At 70.5% G+C, this 17,077-nt stretch carries 12 protein-coding genes; 8 read left to right on the top strand and 4 right to left on the bottom strand.

Translation table 11 applies throughout. The features are described from left to right. The first annotated feature begins 78 nt into the window (after positions 1–78). The 3 genes from LG334_RS14950 to LG334_RS14940 all read left to right on the top strand — a co-directional run bounded on the left by LG334_RS14950 (position 79) and on the right by LG334_RS14940 (position 3,009). Positions 79–1,311, top strand: a complete 1,233-nt coding sequence (locus LG334_RS14950; protein WP_404379222.1) for an NAD(P)-binding domain-containing protein — start codon at positions 79–81, stop codon at positions 1,309–1,311. Between the two features lie 17 nt (positions 1,312–1,328). Then, positions 1,329–2,531, top strand: a complete 1,203-nt coding sequence (locus LG334_RS14945; RefSeq protein ID WP_404379221.1) for an NAD(P)/FAD-dependent oxidoreductase — start codon at positions 1,329–1,331, stop codon at positions 2,529–2,531. 100 nt (positions 2,532–2,631) lie between these two features. Beyond that, positions 2,632–3,009, top strand: coding sequence for a group 1 truncated hemoglobin (locus tag LG334_RS14940; RefSeq protein WP_404379220.1), 378 nt, complete (start codon positions 2,632–2,634; stop codon positions 3,007–3,009). Here the strand turns inward: LG334_RS14940 and LG334_RS14935 are convergent. After that, positions 2,972–7,567: an alpha/beta fold hydrolase gene (locus LG334_RS14935; RefSeq protein ID WP_404379218.1), complete on the bottom strand. Its 4,596-nt coding sequence runs from the start codon at positions 7,565–7,567 to the stop codon at positions 2,972–2,974. The two genes, LG334_RS14940 and LG334_RS14935, sit on opposite strands and share 38 nt — an antisense overlap. A gap of 217 nt (positions 7,568–7,784) precedes the next feature. Between LG334_RS14935 and LG334_RS14930 the strand changes: the two genes are divergently transcribed. The 5 genes from LG334_RS14930 (at position 7,785) to LG334_RS14910 (ending at position 13,401) form a co-directional block, all read left to right on the top strand. After that, positions 7,785–8,057, top strand: a complete 273-nt coding sequence (locus LG334_RS14930; RefSeq protein ID WP_404379216.1) for a DUF1127 domain-containing protein — start codon at positions 7,785–7,787, stop codon at positions 8,055–8,057. 240 nt (positions 8,058–8,297) lie between these two features. Further along, complete coding sequence (gene ccrA / locus LG334_RS14925) at positions 8,298–10,079, top strand: crotonyl-CoA carboxylase/reductase (RefSeq protein WP_404379215.1); 1,782 nt, start codon at positions 8,298–8,300, stop codon at positions 10,077–10,079. 101 nt (positions 10,080–10,180) lie between these two features. Then, positions 10,181–11,629: a short-chain fatty acyl-CoA regulator family protein gene (locus tag LG334_RS14920; protein WP_404379213.1), complete on the top strand. Its 1,449-nt coding sequence runs from the start codon at positions 10,181–10,183 to the stop codon at positions 11,627–11,629. Between the two features lie 148 nt (positions 11,630–11,777). Beyond that, positions 11,778–12,548 (top strand): ATP-binding cassette domain-containing protein, encoded by a 771-nt coding sequence (locus LG334_RS14915; protein WP_404379211.1) that lies wholly within the window; start codon positions 11,778–11,780, stop codon positions 12,546–12,548. A 25-nt stretch (positions 12,549–12,573) separates the two neighbouring features. Then, positions 12,574–13,401, top strand: coding sequence for a substrate-binding domain-containing protein (locus LG334_RS14910; RefSeq protein WP_404379210.1), 828 nt, complete (start codon positions 12,574–12,576; stop codon positions 13,399–13,401). Positions 13,402–13,428: 27 nt separating this feature from the next. Here the strand turns inward: LG334_RS14910 and LG334_RS14905 are convergent, their stop codons facing one another. The 3 genes from LG334_RS14905 to LG334_RS14895 are packed head-to-tail and all read right to left on the bottom strand — an operon-like array spanning position 13,429 to position 17,050. Continuing rightward, entirely contained in the window at positions 13,429–14,319 is an 891-nt protein-coding gene (locus LG334_RS14905) for a substrate-binding domain-containing protein (RefSeq protein WP_404379209.1), read from the bottom strand. Next, the gene (locus LG334_RS14900) at positions 14,316–15,023 is read right to left on the bottom strand and encodes an ABC transporter permease (protein ID WP_404379208.1); all 708 of its coding nucleotides are present in this window, start codon (positions 15,021–15,023) and stop codon (positions 14,316–14,318) included. Before LG334_RS14900 ends, LG334_RS14905 begins: the two co-directional genes overlap by 4 nt. 8 nt (positions 15,024–15,031) lie before the next feature. Beyond that, the gene (locus tag LG334_RS14895) at positions 15,032–17,050 is read right to left on the bottom strand and encodes a 4Fe-4S dicluster domain-containing protein (RefSeq protein ID WP_404379206.1); all 2,019 of its coding nucleotides are present in this window, start codon (positions 17,048–17,050) and stop codon (positions 15,032–15,034) included. Positions 17,051–17,077 lie beyond the last annotated feature (27 nt).

The following is a 17,077-nucleotide window of genomic DNA, read 5'->3' as shown; positions in this document are numbered from 1 at the left end:
CCGACGGCCGTCCGTCCGGTCCTGAAGCCGGATCGGGCGGCGGCCGTCGAGCCGGTTTTGAACCCGGAGATCAGTCCCATGTTCCGCACCAGCGTCATCATCATCGGCGGCGGCCAGGCGGGCCTCGCCATGAGCCATTGCCTCACCCGCCGGGGCGTCGACCATGTCGTGCTCGAACGTGGCCGTGTGGGCGAACGCTGGCGGTCGGAGCGGTGGGACGGCTTGCGCCTTCTCACCCCCAACTGGATGACCCGCCTGCCGGGCCGCGCCTACGACGGTCCCGACCCGGACGGCTTCATGACCATGGCCGAGGTCGTGCGGTTCCTGGAGGATTACGCCGCCTCCGGCGCCTGCCCGGTGGAGACGGCCGTTTCCGTCCGGTCCGTCACCCGCCGCGCCTATGGCCGCTACCGGGTGGAGACGAGTCACGGTGCTTGGGAGGCGCCGGCGGTGGTGATCGCGACGGGCATGTGCGGCGTGCCGCTGATCCCACCCCTGTCGGCCGCGCTGCCCGACGACATCGACCAACTGACGCCGACGGCCTACCGCAACCCGTCCATGGTGCGCGGGGGCGGCGTGCTGGTGGTCGGCGCCTCCGCTTCGGGCCTGCAACTGGCCGAGGACCTGGCGCGGGCCGGGCGGGCGGTGACGCTTGCCGTCGGCCGCCATATCCGGCTGCCCCGGCGGTACCTCGGGCGGGACATCCTGTGGTGGTTCGACCGCATGGGGACGCTGACCCAGCCGGCCCATGCTGTCCCCGACCTCGACCGCGCCCGCCGCCAGCCCTCCATGCAACTGGTCGGGCGGCCGGACCACGCGAGCCTCGACCTCGGCACGCTCATGGACCTGGGTGTGCGCCTGGCCGGTCGCGCCGGGGCGGTGGAGGCGGGCGGGCAGATGGCCTTTGCCGACGACCTGCCCGAGACCATGGCCGCCGCCGACGCCCGCATGGCGCGGCTGCTGGGCGGCATCGACACCTTCGCCGGAACCACCGGCGCGCGGCCCCGGCCATTGGCGGCGCCTGACGCGCCGACCCGCCTGGACCTGCGGGCGGAGGGCATCGAGACCGTCCTCTGGGCCACCGGCTTTCGCCGCGACTATTCGTGGCTGCACGTGCCGGTGCTGGATGCGGCCGGAGAGATCATCCACGACGGCGGCGTCACGCCGGCGCCGGGGCTGGTGGTGCTGGGCCTGCGCTTCCTGCGCCACCGATCGTCCAACTTCATCGGCGGCGTCGGCCGGGATGCCGAGGCGCTCGCCGATCATCTGGTCCGCCATCTGGCGACCGTGCGCCGCGTCGTCGCGGCCTGACCCTCGGGAGACCGACCATGAGCAAACGTACAGCTATGACCGTCGATGTCCTGGTGATCGGCGCCCGATGCGCGGGCGCGGCCACCGCCATGCTTCTGGCCCGCCACGGCCTGTCCGTCCTGATGGCGGACCGGGGCGGATACGGCACCGACACGCTTTCGACCCACGCGCTGATGCGCGGCGGGGTCCTGCAACTGCATCGCTGGGGCCTGCTGGAGCGCGTGCGGGTCATGAACACCCCCGCCATCCGTCGCACCGAATTCCACTACGGCGACGAGGTGCTGGACATCGAAATCGCGCCCGCCCACGGCACCGATGCCCTGTATGCTCCGCGCCGCATGGTGCTCGACAGCATCCTGGTGGACGCCGCGCAGGAAGCGGGCGTGCAGGTGCGCCACCACCACACTCTGACCGCCCTCATGCGCAACGGAAACGGCCGGGTGACCGGCGGCATCCTGCGCGATGACGAGGGGCGGGAGGTGGCGGTCTCTGCCGGGCTGGTGATCGGTGCCGACGGCATCGGCTCGGCGGTGGCGCGGCTGGCCGGGGCGCCGGTGGAGGTGACGGCACGCCACGCCTCGGCAGTGATCTACGGCTACTTCACCGGCCTGTCCGGCGATGCCTACCGCTGGTTCTACCGGCCCAACGTCTCCGCCGGGGTGATTCCGACGACCGCCGGGCGGGCCTGCGTCTTCGCCTCCATGCCGCCGGGGCGCTTCAAGGGCATGATGCGCGACGGTGCGGCGGCGGGCTTCAACGCCGTGCTGGCCGAAAGCGCGCCCGACCTGCCGGCGGAAGTGGCGGCGCGCGGGGCGCGGCTGGAAGGGCGGCTCATGGCGTTCGCCGGCCGCAAGGGCTTCCTGCGCCGCGCCCACGGCCCCGGATGGGCGCTGGTGGGGGATGCGGGATACTTCAAGGACCCGCTGACCGCCCACGGCATCACCGATGCCTTCCGCGACGCCGAACTTCTGGCGACCGCCGCCGCCGCCGGCACCGACGCGGCGCTGGCCGGCTACCAGGAAACCCGCGACGCCCTCTCGCGCCCTTTGTTCGAGGTTACCGACGCTGTGGCCTCCTTCGACTGGACGGTGCCAGGGCTGAAGGCCCTGCACATCGGGCTCAACAAGGCCATGAAGGCCGAAGTCGCGCATATGCTGACATGGCCGGACGTGCCGGACGCGCGGCGGCTGCGCCCTTCGATCACGGCCGTGCCCGCCTGATGGTCCGTGGACGCGCCCCGGCGGCCGGCGGTAGGCTTGACGATCAAGCCGCCGCCCGCCGCCGGGTGCGGGCGCGTGGCCGCATCGTGGAGCCGCCGTCATGGACACGCTCTACGCCCGCCTCGGCGGGCCCGCCGCCGTCGCGCGCCTCGTCTTCGACTTCTACGACCGGGTGCTGAAGCACGAGCGCCTGGCGGTCTTCTTCGCCAACACCGACATGGCGCGGCTGGTCGACCACCAGGCGCGCTTTCTGGGCAGCGTCATGGGCGGCCCGGCGGCGCAGTCGGACGGGCGGCTGCGCGAGGCCCACGCCGGGCTGAACATCCGCGCCGTCGATTTCGACGAGATGATGGCCGTGCTGGAAGAGACGCTGCACGCCCATGCGGTTCCCGCCGCCGACGTCGCGCAGGTGATGGCCGAATTGCACCGGCGCCGCCCGCTCATCGTTCGGGAGCGGGAGACGTTGCCGTCACCCTAGGCGCCGCGCCGCCATGCGTCTTCAGGGCCGACCGGCAACAGGCGGCCTCCAGTTGGTATCCATTGGCTTCCGCCGTGCGCAGGGCGTCGTCGAGAAGGGCGGCGGCCTCGGATGCCTGTCCTGTCTCAGCCAGGGCATCGGCCAGCGCGCGGAGCACCTGCACGCGCAGCCAGCGGTCGCGCATGGCCTCGGCCAGCGCCAGGGCCTCGCGCAGGGCGGCGCGGCGGGCGCCAGGGTCGGTGCCGGGGGCGGTCGGGCAGCAGGCCCGGGCGACGGTCGCGTAGTCCCGGAACTGCGGCATGTGGAAGCGGTCCGCCGCCGCGCGGGCGGCGTCCAGCGTGACGACGGCCGCCGCGTCCTCGCCGCGCAGAAGCTGCGCATGGCCGAGCGTCGCCAGAAGCCAGCTCTGGAAGATCAGCTTGGGGCGCTCGCGGCAGTCGGCTGCCGCCGCCTCCACCGCCGGGATGTCGATGGCCCGGGCGTCGGTCAGCAGAAGGCCGCGCGTGCGGAAGTAGGTCGCGAAGAAGGTGTCGAAGGGCCGCCCCGTCTCCGCCGCCAGCGTTGCCGCCTGATCGGAAAGGGCGCGCGCCCGCGCCGCATCCCCCAGATAGGCCGCCGTCAGAGCCGCATGGCCCAGGTACCAGACCGACCGCGTGCCGAACTGGCCGAAGCGGTCCGCCCGCAGGCCGATAAAGTGGTCGTGATGAGGCGCCAGCCGACGCTCCGCCGCCGTCGCATCGGACCGTAGCAGAAGCGCCTGGGACGCCGCGAGGTCCGCCTCCCGCCCGTACCGCTCCAGCCCCTTGGCCTTGGCGAGCGCCTTCAGCGCATCGGCGGTGGCGATGGCATCGTCCAGGCGGCCGTGGGTGCTTTCAATGTAGCTGGTGTGCAGGAGCACCTGGGCCAGCCGCTCCGGGTCGTCCAGTCGGGCCGCCAGGGAACGGCCCTCCTTCAGCCGCTCGAAGGCGGCATGGAAGGCGCCGATGCCGTCCAGCGCCGGGCGCATGCGGGTGCGGATGTCGACGGCGCGGCGCAGGGTCTCCGGCGTTTCGGGCAGCGCCGCCAGCGCCCGCGCCGCCGCTTCCAGCGCCTGCGCCGCGGCTGCGTAGGCGGAGCGGTCGATGGCGCGGTCGGCGGCGTCCATCAGGTAGCGCGCCGCCTTGTCCCAGGCTTCCGCCTCCGTCGCGTGGGCGGCCAGCTTTTCGATGTGGTCGGTCAGCCGCCCGGCGTAGAGGTCTTCCATGGCCGCGAGCACACCGGCATGAATCGTCCGCCGCCGGTCGCGCAGCAGCGAGGCATAGGCGACATCGTGGGTGATGGCGTGCTTGAAGGTGTATTCGCGCTCCGGGTAGCACTGGGTCTCGAACAGGAATTCCGCCGCCTGAAGCCGCGCCAGCGCCGCCGCCAGCCGGTCCGGCGGCAGGTCGGCCACGGCCTTCAGCAGCGTCACCGGCACGTCCTTGCCGACCACGGCGGCGGCCTGGAGCAGGTGGCGGTCATCCTCCACCAGCCGGTCGATGCGGGCGGCTATGACCGATTGCACGGTCGGCGGCACTTCCACCGCCGTCACGGGCACCAACGCGCGGTAGCGGCTGGGGCGGCCCTCCAGCCGGCCGTCCTGGACCAGGGTGTGCACGGTCTCCTCGGCGAACAGCGGCACGCCATCGGCGCGCTCCACCAGCAGCGGTGTCAGCGTAGCGACGCTGGGGTCGTCGCCGATCAGGGCGCGCACCAGTTCCTGCGTCTCCCACCGGTCCAGCGGGTCCAGGCGCAGGGGCTGGAAGCTGCTGCGACCCGACCACGGCGGATGGTATTCCGGCCGGTAGGTGAGCAGCAGCAGCACACCCAGCGCGTCCAGCCCCTCCACCACGCGGGCGAGCACCGCCTCGCTGCCGGGGTCCATCCAGTGCAGGTCCTCCACCAGCAGAACCACCGGCGCGCGGCGGGCTTCCAGCGACAGGAGGACCCGCACGGCCTCGGCCATGCGGTCGCGCCGGGCGCCGGCGTCCTGCGTATCCCAGGCGGCATCGTCGGGCGCCTGGTCCAGGGCGAAGAGCAGCGGCGGCATCAGCGCCTCCGGTCCCGGCAGGGCGGACAGGCGACGGGCGACGGCGGCGTGGGCGGCCTCGGGCGGACCGCTCTCGCCGATGCCGAGAAGCGCGCGGACCAGCTTACGCAACACGCCGTGGCTGACGTTGGCATCGAACTCCAGCGCGCCGACCTCCACCAGGATGCAGCCGGCGACCGCTTCCGACGCCAGGAATTCGTGGGTCAGGCGCGACTTGCCCAGCCCGGGATCGGCCACCACGCCCACCACCTGCCCGTGCCCGGCCCGCGCCCGGCCGAGCGCGCGCGCCAGCAGTTGCAGCTCGGTTTCCCGTCCCACCATGGGCGTCAGGCTGCGGCTGGCGCGCAGGTGCCAGCGACTGAGCGCGCGGTTCTCCTCCAGAATCTCGAACACCGGACGGTCGCGGCTCCAGCCGGGACAGTCGGAGCGGGGCAGGGGCTCGGTGCGGACCGAGCCGCCGGCGGCGGCTCGGGCGCGGTCGGTGGCCGCGATGGCGGCGCGCTTCAGGCAGCCCGTCAGTGTGCGGGCGAAGCGCACGGGCGCCCCGGCCACCTCCAGCCCGCCGTTGAAGGCGGCCAGGGTGCCCGAGCCGCGCACCACCGCCTCGCCCGTATCGATGCCGGCGCGCATCCGGGCGCTTCCGCCGCTCAGGGCGGACACGGCGTCGCGGATGGCCAGCGCGGCGCGGCAGGCTTGCCAGGCGTGCCCCTCCTGGGCCACCGGCGCTCCGAACAGGGCTGTGAGGCCCGAGGGATCGGCACCGATGACCACGCCTCCCGCGTCCTCAACGGCGCGGCGGGTGGCGGCCATCAGCGGGTCCATGAGGGCGAGAGCGGCCTCGGGGTCATCGTCCTCGAAGGCGGTCAACGGGCTGACGATTTCCAGCGCCAGGACAGTCACCTGCTTGCGGGACTGGTCGGGGGCTGGAGCCGGAGGGGATGCGGCCGCCTGGGGGCGCGGTTGCTCGGCGGCGGTGAACGCGCGCAACTCGCGCCGGAAATGGTCGAAAGCCGGTTCGCCGTCCAGCAGGATGTGGTTGGCGCTGTCCAGTTCCACGAAGCGCGCGCCGGCGATGCCGCGGGCGAAGGCGCGGCCCTGCTCCTGCGGCGCGACGCCGTCCTCGCGGGCGTGCAGCACCAGCGTCGGCACGGTCACGCGGTCTAGCAGGGCCGAGACGTCGACCTCTCCAAAGCTTGCCTGAAGCCGATAGGCGTCGGCGGGCGACATGGTGCGCAGTTGCAGGTCGTTGAGCCACGCCATCTGCTCTGGCGTCGCACCGGGGATGAACAGCGAGGTGAACAACTGGCGGAATAGCGGATGGTTCTGCCCCCATCCCTCGCGCATGAGCACGGCCATGGCCTCGCGCGAGGCGATCTCGCCGGGATTGCCGCGCTTGCGCCATCCCTGGACGTAGCCGCCGTAGAGGATCAGGTGCGACACGCGGTCTGGATGGCGCACGGCGTAGGCCACCGCCACCGCCGCCCCCTGCGAGATGCCGAGCAGGGCGAAGCGGTCATGCCCGGCGGCGTCGGCAACCGCCTCCAGGTCGCCCACCATGGCCTTGAACGAGACATCTTCCGCGGTGCCGGACAGGCCGCAGCAGCGCTCGTCATAGCGGATGAAGGTGTGGCCGTCCGAGAGCGCCTTGATCCAGTGGCGCCAGACGGGGCTTTCGCGGTCGTAGCGTAAGTGGGACATCCAGTGTCCGGCCCGCAGCAGGGGCGGCCCGGCACCGGCCGGGGCCCAGGCGATGCGCAGGCCGTCGCGCGTGGTGCAGAACCGGATGTCCTCCTCCGGCGCATCGGCCGGTGCCGGGGGCGGGGGCGGCGGGGGAGGCTGGAGAGGCGCTGTCAGCCGCGCCGTCCCGGCGGCGGCCCGTGCGGCGGCCGCCACGGCCTCGACCTCACGCGCCAGATCCTCGTCCTCGGGGCTGAGGGCGCGCAGGGCGTGGGCGTGGGGCAGGGCGCGGTCCGGGTGGTCGCGCAACCGGCCGATCAGCTCCCGCAGCTGGCGCAGGCGCAGGATTTCCAGCCCGTTGGCGTTGGCTGTGCGCCATGCCTCGAACTCGGGACAGTTGGACAGGTAGAGGTCTTCCAGGAAACCGCCCCGGAAGGCCGACACGGCATCTTCCAGGGTGGACGTCTCCACGACGTCCAGCCGCTCGGGGTCCAGGCCGGCGACGCGGTCCAGGTCCAGGTCGATGCCGTCGGTATGGAGGAAGACGGTGTCGCGCTGTGCGTCCAGGCGGGCGCGGCCCTCGTCGTCGACGATGCGGCGCAGCTTCGAAAGGCTCCAGCGCAGGGCGCCGCGCGGATCGTCGGGAATGTCCCAGAACATCTCGCACAGGCGCTCGCGCCGCTGGGGCCGGTCGACCACCGCCAGATAGGCGAGCAGCGCACGGGTCTTGCGCGAGGGCGGCAATGCCGCCGCCTCGCCGCCGCGGGTGACCCGCAGGTCGCCCAGCACCGCGATCTCCAGCCGTCCGTCCATGAGCCGGCGTCCGCTGCCGTTCAAGCCGGAAGTTTAGCAAAGCGCCGCGACGCCCACCGCGCGCGAAAGCCGTATGCGGTGGTTCATCCGAAAGGCGGCGATGCGGATTCCACGGCGATTCCACGCCGCTTTCCACGGCTGCTTCCACTGGCGCGCGCCATCGTGGGGGCATGGGAGGACGGCATGGGGCCGGCCCTCGCCCCCGGAGGAAACGATCATGCAAAAGACCCTGACCACCGTCGTCGACGGCACGACCCTTGATCGCCAGACGCCGACGGTTTTCGGCGCGGTGGCGCAAACGTTTGTCCGCGCCTTCCACGCCCTGGCGGAACGCCGCCGCATCGCCCGCGAGATCGCGGAGTTGCACGCCATGACCGACCGCGACCTGAAGGATATCGGCATAGAGCGCTGTGACATCGGCGCGGTGGCGCGCGGTGCCTTCGAGCCCTTCGAGAGCCGCCGGAACCGGGCCCGCCTGTCGGGCGGTTGAGATGACAAAGCCTGGCGCCGTCCGGCGTCCGCGACCATACTGCCTCGGCACAGCCGCATTGATGCGTGCTGTGCCTTTTTTTGCGCCCTTTCAGGCCAGCGATGCCTTTTCAAACTTTTCTGATTTTCACATTTTGTGGTGCAGGAGATTTGCAAGTTTGCAAATTTTCATCAGATTGTGCATTGCGAAAGAAAATTTTGTCATACATCATCGCGTTGCAACAAAACGAGGGACGCGACCATGACCAAGGACCTGTACGACATCGGCGAGATGCCGCCCATCGGTGAAGTGCCGGCCAAGATGCACGCGTGGCTGATCCGCCCCGAGCGGTTCGGCGAGCCGATGAAGGCGTTCGAGAAGGAAGTCGTGGATGTGCCGGAAATCGGCGATTACGACTGCCTCGTCTACGTCATGGCGGCCGGCGTCAACTACAACAACGTCTGGGCCGGCCTCGGCATCCCCGTCAACGTCATCGCCGCACGCAACAAGGCCGGCGAGCCGGAAGAGTTCCACATCGGTGGCTCCGATGCCTCGGGCATCGTCTACAAGGTGGGCAAGAAGGTCACCAACGTGAAGGTCGGCGACGAGGTCGTCGTCCACTGCGGCACCTATGACCCGGAATGCCCCAGCGTGCAGGCCGGCGTCGACCAGATGTATTCCCCCACCTACCGCATCTGGGGCTACGAGACCAACTACGGCAGCTTCGCGCAGTTCACCAAGGTCAAGGGCACCCAGTGCGCACCCAAGCCCAAGCACCTGACCTGGGAAGAGGCGGCGGCCTACATGCTGGTCGGCGCCACCGCCTACCGGATGCTGATGGGCTGGAGCGAGCACGCCATCCGCGAAGGCGACGTGGCGCTGATCTGGGGCGGCGCCGGCGGCCTCGGCTCCATGGCCATCCAGATCGCGAAGGCCAAGGGCGCGGTGCCCATTGCCGTCGTCTCCGGCGAGGACAAGTTCGACTACTGCCAGCAGCTGGGCGCCAAGGGCTGCATCAACCGCAAGAACTTCGACCACTGGGGCATGCTGCCGCACTGGAAGGACACGGCGGGCTACAACACCTGGCTCAAGGGCGTGCGCTCTTTCGGCAAGGCCATCTGGGAGGTGCTGGGCGAGAAGAAGCAGCCGCGCATCGTCTTCGAGCACCCCGGCGAGACCACCATCCCGACCTCGCTGTTCGTCTGCGACACCGGCGGCATGGTCGCCATCTGCGCCGGCACCACCGGCTACAACGCCACCGTCGACCTGCGCTACATGTGGATGCGCCAGAAGCGCGTTCAGGGCTCGCACTTCGCCAACGATGCCCAGTGCTACGCCTTCAACGACATGGTTCTCGAGGGCCTGATCGACCCGTGCCTGTCGCAGGGCTTCACCTGGGACCAGATCCCCGACGCACACCAGCTCATGTACGAGAACAAGCACCCGCACGGCAACATGGGCGTGCTGGTCGGCGCCAAGGAGTTCGGCCTGGGCAAGACGGCGGACGAGCCGATGCCGCTGCCGCACCCGGACATGCCGGCCCACCAGGCCGACGACCTGCCGCGCCTGGTGCCGGTGTCCATCCCGCTGGAGGACGTGGAGGCGGCCGAGACCGCCGAGGCGGCCGGCGGCGCCAACGACGGCGCGACGGTGCGCGACATCATGGTGCGCGACATGTCCATGGTCGGCCCGGACGACACGCTGGCGACCGCCGCGCGCCTCATGCTGGAGCGCAACACCACTGCCGTCGTGGTCGCCGACCAGGGCAAGCCGGTGGGCATCGTCTCGCACACCGACGTGGTGCTGGCGGGGCAGGGGCGGCCGACGCAGGTCGTCCATGAGACGGCCGTGAAGCAGGTCATGACGCCCGACCCCTACACTGTGGAGGCGGACGTGACCCTGACGCAGGCGGTGTCGTTCATGACCGGCCACCGGGTCCACCACCTGGTGGTGACCGAGAACGGCAAGGCCGTCGGCATCATCGCCACCGGTGACGTGATGCGCCGCATGGTGTCGGAAACGGCGCGCACCGCCGCCGAATGACCCGATCGACAGGGGAGCGGCCGCCGGCCGCTCCCGCTTTCGTTGACGGGGAGCCGGACCTTCTGCTGTATTGCCATTCCTCCAAGACGAAGGGCAGAGGAATGGCGAAAGACGGCAAGGTCATGCTGGGTCACAAGATCCGGCGCCTGCGGCGGGACCTCGACCTGACGCAAGCGCAGATGGCCGAGCGGCTCGGCCTGTCGCCAAGCTATTTCAACCTGATCGAGAACAACCACAGGCCGGTGACGGCGCGCCTGCTGATCAAGCTGAGCCAGGCCTTCGACGTCGAGATCCAGTCCTTCGCCGACACCGAGGAGGCGCGGCTTGCCGGCGAATTGACGGAAGTCTTCGCTGATCCGCTGTTCCGCGACAACGACATCAAGAAGCAGGACGTGCGCGAGATCGCGTCCGTGGCCCCGGCGCTGAGCGAGGCGGTGCTGGACCTCTATCATGCCTATTCCGAGGCGCATGTGGCCATCCGCGCCCTGTCGGAGCGCGTCGCCGACCGGGACAAGCTCCAGGTCCTTCAGACCAAGGCGTTTCCGCTGGAGGAAGTGCGCGACTTTTTCCAGGCCCACGAAAACCATTTCCCCAAGATCGAGACCGCCGCCGAGGACCTTTGGCAGCGGGCGAAGCTGGAGATCGGAGACCTTGGCCGCGGCCTGACGGATTATCTGGGGCAGGCCCACCGGCTGCGTGTCAAGCGGATGCCGGTGGAGGTGATGGGCCACGCCATCCGCCGCTTCGACCGTCACACCAACCGGCTGATGCTGTCGGAGCTGCTGTCGCCGCAGGCCCGCGTCTTCCACATGGCGGTGAAGATCGGCCTGCTGGAGCACGAGGCCCTGTTTCGCGGCATCATCACGGATGCCTCCCTGACCACGCGGGAAGCGCGCGAACTGGCCTATGTCGGGCTGGCCAACTACTTTGCCGGGGCGGTGCTGCTGCCCTACGACAAGGTCTACGCCACCGCGCGCAAGCACCGCTACGACCTGGACTTGTTGCAGCACCGCTTCGACGTCACCTACGAGCAGATCTGCCACCGGCTGACGACCCTTCAGCGACCGGGCGCGCGGGGTGTGCCGTTCTTCATGATCCGGGTCGACAAGGCGGGCAACGTTTCCAAGCGCTTCAGCGCCGCGCCGCTGCAGTTCGCCCGCTTCGGCGGCGCCTGCCCGCTGTGGAACGTCTACGACGCATTCGCCATGCCGGGCGTCCTGCATACCCAACTGGCCGAGATGCCCGACGGCACGCTGTACTTCTTCGTGGCGCAGTCCATGACCAAGCCCGGCAGCGGCCACCGCCAGCCGCCGCAGCGCTTCGCCCTGGCGCTGGGCTGCGAGGCGCACCATGCCGCGCAACTGGTCCACGCCGACGGGCTGCAACTCGACAACCGCGAGGCCGCGGTCCCCATCGGCGTCAATTGCCGCCTCTGCGAGCGGCTGGATTGCAGCCAGCGGGCCTTCCCGCCGCTCAACCACGCCCTGATCGTGGACCAGAACCTGCGCGGCCACTCGGCCTTCTACTTCAAACCGGACCCGGCGCCGTAGCCCTGGGCGTGGTCCTCCGGGTCTTTCTTTGCATCTGCCTGCACGGTGCTGCAAATTCTTCCTGCCTGGGTGGCGCGCCGCATGATTTTCCTGGAACGGAAAATGGCGGCTCCGCATCGTCGGGATAGTCAGGCGGAACGGACTGTAGATGCATATCATTCTTGAGCATCCGCGCCCTTCGGGTGCTTCGGTGCAGACAAGCGACACGCCGCTGATTCCGCTGCGCGTCGAAGGGCTTTCCTTCGCGGCCGGCGGGCGCGACCTCCTGCGCGACATTTCCTTTTCCCTGACCACGTCGCTGCCGACCTTCCTGCTCGGCCACAACGGTGCCGGCAAGAGCCTGCTGCTGCGCCTTCTGCACGGTCTGGTCAAGCCCGAAAGCGGCCGCATCAGCTGGGGCGGATTGCCTGTTGCCGAGGCGGCGCGCCATCAGGCGATGGTTTTCCAGCGGCCCGTCATGCTGCGGCGGCCGGTGCTCGACAACCTGGTCTATGCCCTTGCAATGAGGCGGGTGCCGCGCCGGCAGCGCCGCGATCTTGCGATGGCGGCGCTTGAAGAAGCCGGCCTTGCCCATTTGGCGGGCCGGCAGGCGCGGGTGCTTTCGGGCGGAGAGCAGCAGCTGGTCGCCCTGGCGCAGGCGCGCGCGCTGCGGCCGCTGGTGCTTTTCCTGGACGAACCGACGGCAAGCCTGGACCCCGCGCATTCCGCGGCGGTCGAACGGGCCGTGGCCTCGGTCGTGGCGGCCGGAATCAAGGTGATCATGGCGTCCCACGACCTCGCCCAGGCGCGCCGGCTGGCGCACGACGTCCTTTTCATGGCCGACGGCCGCCTGGTGGAATTCGGGGCGGCGGACGCATTCCTGACCGAGCCGCGGTCAGAACTCGGCCGCCGGTTCCTCGCAGGGGACCTGACCGCCTGAACACGAACAAAACGGAGGCCCGTTCATGCGCCTGTTGACCGGTGTAGCAGCCGCCGCCGCCGCCATCATCGTCGGGCTGGCCGCCGGCGCGCACGCCGAGGAACGGTTCATCACCGTCGCATCGACCACGTCCACGCAGGCGTCCGGCCTGTTCGAGCACCTTCTGCCGAAGTTCGAGGACAAGACCGGCATCGACGTCCGGGTGGTCGCCGTCGGCACCGGAAAGGCCATCCGCATGGCGGAGAAGGGGGACGCCGACGTTCTGTTCGTCCACCACAAGCCGTCGGAGGAGAAATTCGCCGCCGAAGGCTTCGGCCTGGAGCGCCGGGACGTGATGTACAACGACTTCGTGCTCGTCGGCCCGAAAAGCGATCCGGCTGGTGCCGGCTCTGCCGGAACCGCGGCCGGCGCCTTGAGGAAGATCGCCGAGGCCGAGGCGCCCTTCGCCTCGCGCGGCGACGACAGTGGCACGAACAAGGCCGAGCTGGCCCAGTGGAAGGCGGCCGGCGTCGACGTGCAGGGCGCCAGTGGACACTGGTACCGCGAAACGGGGGCGGGCATGGGCGCGACCCTGAACACCGCCGCGGGCATGGACGCCTACACGCTGACCGATCGCGCCACATGGCTCAGCTTCAGAAACCGCGGCGACCTGGGCATCGTGTTCCAGGGCGACCCGGCGCTGTTCAACCAGTACGGCGTGATCGTGGTGAATCCCGAAAGGTTTCCTCATGTGAAGGCCGATGATGCACAAGCCTTCGCCGACTGGCTCGTGTCGCCGGACGGGCAGGAAACCATTGCGGAGTACAGGACCGACGGCGACCAGCCGTTCTTTCCCAACGCGGCCGGAAGCTGACGTACCGCCACCTGGGCCGGCGTGCGCTCAGGGTGCGTTGTGGCGCACCGCGCCCAGGCCGGAAATGTCGTAGCCGCCGAGCAGCCGGGCCTTGTCGGCCAGCGCCGGCGAGCGGGCGTAGTGCAACAGGGCCTGGAAGGGCGGCTCGAAGTATTCGCGCCGTTCGATCACGATGTCGAATTCGTCCCACGCCAGCGGAATGAAGGTGAGCCCGAAACGGTTGGCGGCGGCGCGCGGAGCGAAGCCCGCCCCCGCCTTGCCTTCCAGGATGAGGCTGGCGACGTCGGCCTCGTGGACCGCTTCCCGGCGCGAGCGCCAGAGGCCGTCGGCCGGCAATCCCTCCTGGCGCATCAGGTGGCGCAGCAGGATGTGCCCGCCGGCGCCGGGCGGTCTGTCGGCGAAGGTGAGGTCGGCGTTGGCGAAGTCGGCGAGGGTGCGGATGCCGAACGGATTGCCCGCGGGAAGCACCAGTCCCGTCTCGCGGCGCGCCCAGTGGATGCGCACGGCCGGCACGCCGACCAGCGCGCGTTCCACCGCGGGGCCGTTGAACACGCCGGTGTCGGGATCAACGACATGGACGCCGCAGGCGACCGCCCCGCCCTCGGCGAACCGCTTGAGGCCGCTGCCGCTGCCGTCCATGAGCAGTGCCAGCGCGCAGCCCGATTGCCGCACCGCCCATTCCAGAAGCATGTCATGGCTGCCGGTGATGACCGGCGGGCGCTGCGGCCGCCGGGGCAGGCCCCGCGGCAGATCGGCCCGCTCCGTCAGCCACAGGTCGATGTGGGCGCGCGGAAACAGAAGCTTGCCGGTGACGCGCACGCAGGGAATCTCGCCGCGCGAGACGAGGTCGTAGATCTTGCGCTCCCCGAGGCGGAGGTATGAGGCAACCTCGGGCACGGTCATCAGAGGAGATGTCACGCGCCCTGGCTCCCCGCCGCGCGCTCCTGGGCCAGGAATGCCGCGACGTTCACCGCCAGCGCCACAACCAGCAGCACGATCCCGAGCGCGAGCGCCAGGGCCAGGTCGCCGCGGCTGGTTTCCAGGGCGATGGTCGTGGTCATGACCCGCGTGACGTGGTCGATGTTGCCGCCGACGATCATCACCGCGCCCACTTCCGCCGTGGCCCGGCCGAACCCCGCCAGCAGCGCGGTGAACAACGACACGCGGCCGTCCCACAGAAGCGTCGGAACAGCCCTCAGCGGCGTCGCCCCCAGCGACCGGAGATGCTCGTGGTACTCGCGCCACATGTCGTGCACGGCCTGTCGCGTCAGCGCGGTGATGATCGGGGCGACCAGGATGGCCTGGGCGATGATCATTGCCTCGGGAGTGAACAGCAGCCCGAAGACGCCGAAGGGTCCGCTGCGGGACAGCAGCAGGTAGAGCGCCAGCCCCACCACCACGGGCGGCAGGCCCATGGCGGCGTTGACCAGGACGAGGCAGGCCCGCCGGCCGGGAAATCGCGCCAGGGCCAGCGCCGCGCCCAGCGGCAGGCCCACCGCCGCCGCCAGCGCCACGGCGGACAGGCTGACGATCATGCTGCGCGTGACGATTTCCACCAGCGCCGGGTCCAGTCCCGTCAGCAGGTCGAACGCCTGAACGAAGCCGGCGACGATGTCCTCCATGCCCGACCTCAGTGATCCTTGCGGCCGGCCGGGTCCTGCGCGGCGCGCTCCGCCAGATAGTCGTCGGTGGTGCGCACGCGCGGCGGCGGCGCCAGCGTGCTGGAGCCGCTGGCCCTCACCTGGGCGATCACGCGGCAGTCGGCGCACATCTTCAGCAGGTTCAATTGCGCCTCGCTGGAGAACATGCTGTGCCCGGCCAGCTTCTCCACCACACGGTCGATGGCCGACTTCGTGGCGAACTCGGTGCCGCAGGCCACGCAGGCGAAGGGCTCTTCCTCCTTGATCACCTCGCGGGTCTTCTCGCCGAAGCGGATGCGCGGCTCCAGGCTGACGACCTTTTCCGGGCAGGTGCCGACGCACAGGCCGCACTGCACGCAGGCGTCCTCGGCAAACGAGAGCTGCGGGCGGTCTGGGTTGTCGCTGAGCGCATGGGTCGGGCAGGCGCCGACGCAGGCCAGGCAGAGCGTGCACCCGTCCGTGTCGACCACGACCCGGCCGAAGGGCGCGCCCTCGTCAAGCGGCAGCACGTCCACCGGCGCCGGGGCATGGGCGTGCAGGTGATCGAGGGCGGCGGTGAACGCCTCCCGCCGGCCGCCCAGCACCATGTATCCGCCATGCGGGGCGCCCGGTTCAACGGGCTGCTCCAACGCTTCGGCGAAGGCGTCGGGGTCCTCGACCCATTCCAGCGCAAGCCGGTCGGGGCCGTAGCCCAGCCCCTCCATGACGTCGTCGGCAAGCTCCAGCCCGCCGCCCAGGTGATCGAGCGTTCCCCGGTGCTCCGGCATCGCCAGAAGGACGATGCGCGCCGCACCCTGGGCAAAGGCGGTCAGATAAAGGTCCGGTCCGGCCGATCCCAGTTCGTTGATGGCGAACGGCAGAACATTGGCCGGCAGGCCGCGGCCGTGGCGGGCCAGAAGGTCGGTCGCCTGCGTTCCGTGGCGGTCGTGCAGCAGCAGCACGGGGCGCTCTCCGCCGGCCTTGGCGTAGGTGCCCAGAAGGACGCGCAGGCGCTCGAACTGGTCCTGCTGGCGCGGGACCTGGTACTGGATGGCGCCCGTCGGGCACAGGCTGTTGCAGGCGCCGTGTCCGCCGCAGGCCAGCGCGTCGACCTGCACCGCATCACCGGCGGGCGTGATCGCGCCGGTGGGGCAGGCGTCCAGGCACTTGGTGCAGCCGGTGATATTGTTGCGGTTGTGGGCGCAGATGTCGGTGTCGACGACGACGTAGCGCGGCTTCTCGAACTCGCCGACCATGTCGGCCACCTCGAACAGCGCCTTCTGCACCGCCACCGGATCGCCCGGATCGACGCGCAGATAGCCGTCGCGCGGCGGCTTGCCGGGGAACAGGGCCGGGCGCCGGGACAGGTCGAGCACCACGTCGCATTCGACGTCCATGGCCTGGTGCAGCGTGGCGGGCTCCAGCCGCGCCCGCGAGGCCGCACGGGGCGCGGATACGTCGGAAAAACGGATGGCGAAGCTGCCGATGTGTCCCTGCGCGGATGCGGGACGTCCCGCGAACAGGGCGAAATCGGCCACCGCGGGTGGCTGCGTGTCGCCGAAGTCGTCGACGATGCAGGTCACGGCCAGGCGCCCGGCCAGCTGCCGCGCGGCAGCCAATGCCACATCCGCGTCGCCGCGCACCAGCACTCGGCCATCCGAGCGCACGGGCAGGGCGGCAGTAGGCACGGGCTCCACCGTGGCTTCGGCGAGCAGAGCGGCCATTTTAGGTCCGGCATCCGCGGCCTGCGCGGACCAGCCCGCGCGCTCGCGGATGTTGGTGAAGTGCAGGTCGGCGGCCCCGTCGCCAAGGGCGGCCGCCTCGCGGAAGACCGGCTCTTCCTGGGTGCAGGCGACGAGCAGCGGTCCGGCGTCTCTGGCGGCGCGGCTGAAGGCGTCGATTTCGGAGCGGCATAAATGGCGGTGGCAGCTCAAGCCCGCCGCATCGGATGCGTGGGCGATGCTGGCACGATCAAGCGGCATCGTGTCTTCGCAGGAGCACACCATCGTGCGCATGTTGATTTTCGGCATCGGCGAGCCTTCCGGACGAAGATTCCT

This window comes from Caenispirillum salinarum (assembly GCF_044803115.1).
Lineage (GTDB): Bacteria > Pseudomonadota > Alphaproteobacteria > Rhodospirillales > Rhodospirillaceae > Caenispirillum > Caenispirillum salinarum_A.
Note: the sequence above shows the minus strand (reverse complement) of the source record. Positions and strands in the feature narration are given on the sequence as shown.

Bases quoted from the DNA above. Each gene is read 5' to 3' on its own strand.
- LG334_RS14940 (WP_404379220.1), top strand. From the start codon at position 2,632: ATGGACACGCTCTACGCCCGCCTCGGCGGGCCCGCCGCCGTCGCGCGC.
- LG334_RS14950 (WP_404379222.1), top strand. From the start codon at position 79: ATGTTCCGCACCAGCGTCATCATCATCGGCGGCGGCCAGGCGGGCCTC.
- LG334_RS14895 (WP_404379206.1), bottom strand. From the start codon at position 17,050: ATGCCGAAAATCAACATGCGCACGATGGTGTGCTCCTGCGAAGACACG.
- LG334_RS14930 (WP_404379216.1), top strand. From the start codon at position 7,785: ATGCAAAAGACCCTGACCACCGTCGTCGACGGCACGACCCTTGATCGC.
- LG334_RS14920 (WP_404379213.1), top strand. From the start codon at position 10,181: ATGGCGAAAGACGGCAAGGTCATGCTGGGTCACAAGATCCGGCGCCTG.
- LG334_RS14910 (WP_404379210.1), top strand. From the start codon at position 12,574: ATGCGCCTGTTGACCGGTGTAGCAGCCGCCGCCGCCGCCATCATCGTC.
- LG334_RS14945 (WP_404379221.1), top strand. From the start codon at position 1,329: ATGAGCAAACGTACAGCTATGACCGTCGATGTCCTGGTGATCGGCGCC.
- LG334_RS14900 (WP_404379208.1), bottom strand. From the start codon at position 15,023: ATGGAGGACATCGTCGCCGGCTTCGTTCAGGCGTTCGACCTGCTGACG.
- LG334_RS14915 (WP_404379211.1), top strand. From the start codon at position 11,778: ATGCATATCATTCTTGAGCATCCGCGCCCTTCGGGTGCTTCGGTGCAG.
- ccrA (WP_404379215.1), top strand. From the start codon at position 8,298: ATGACCAAGGACCTGTACGACATCGGCGAGATGCCGCCCATCGGTGAA.
- LG334_RS14935 (WP_404379218.1), bottom strand. From the start codon at position 7,567: ATGGACGGACGGCTGGAGATCGCGGTGCTGGGCGACCTGCGGGTCACC.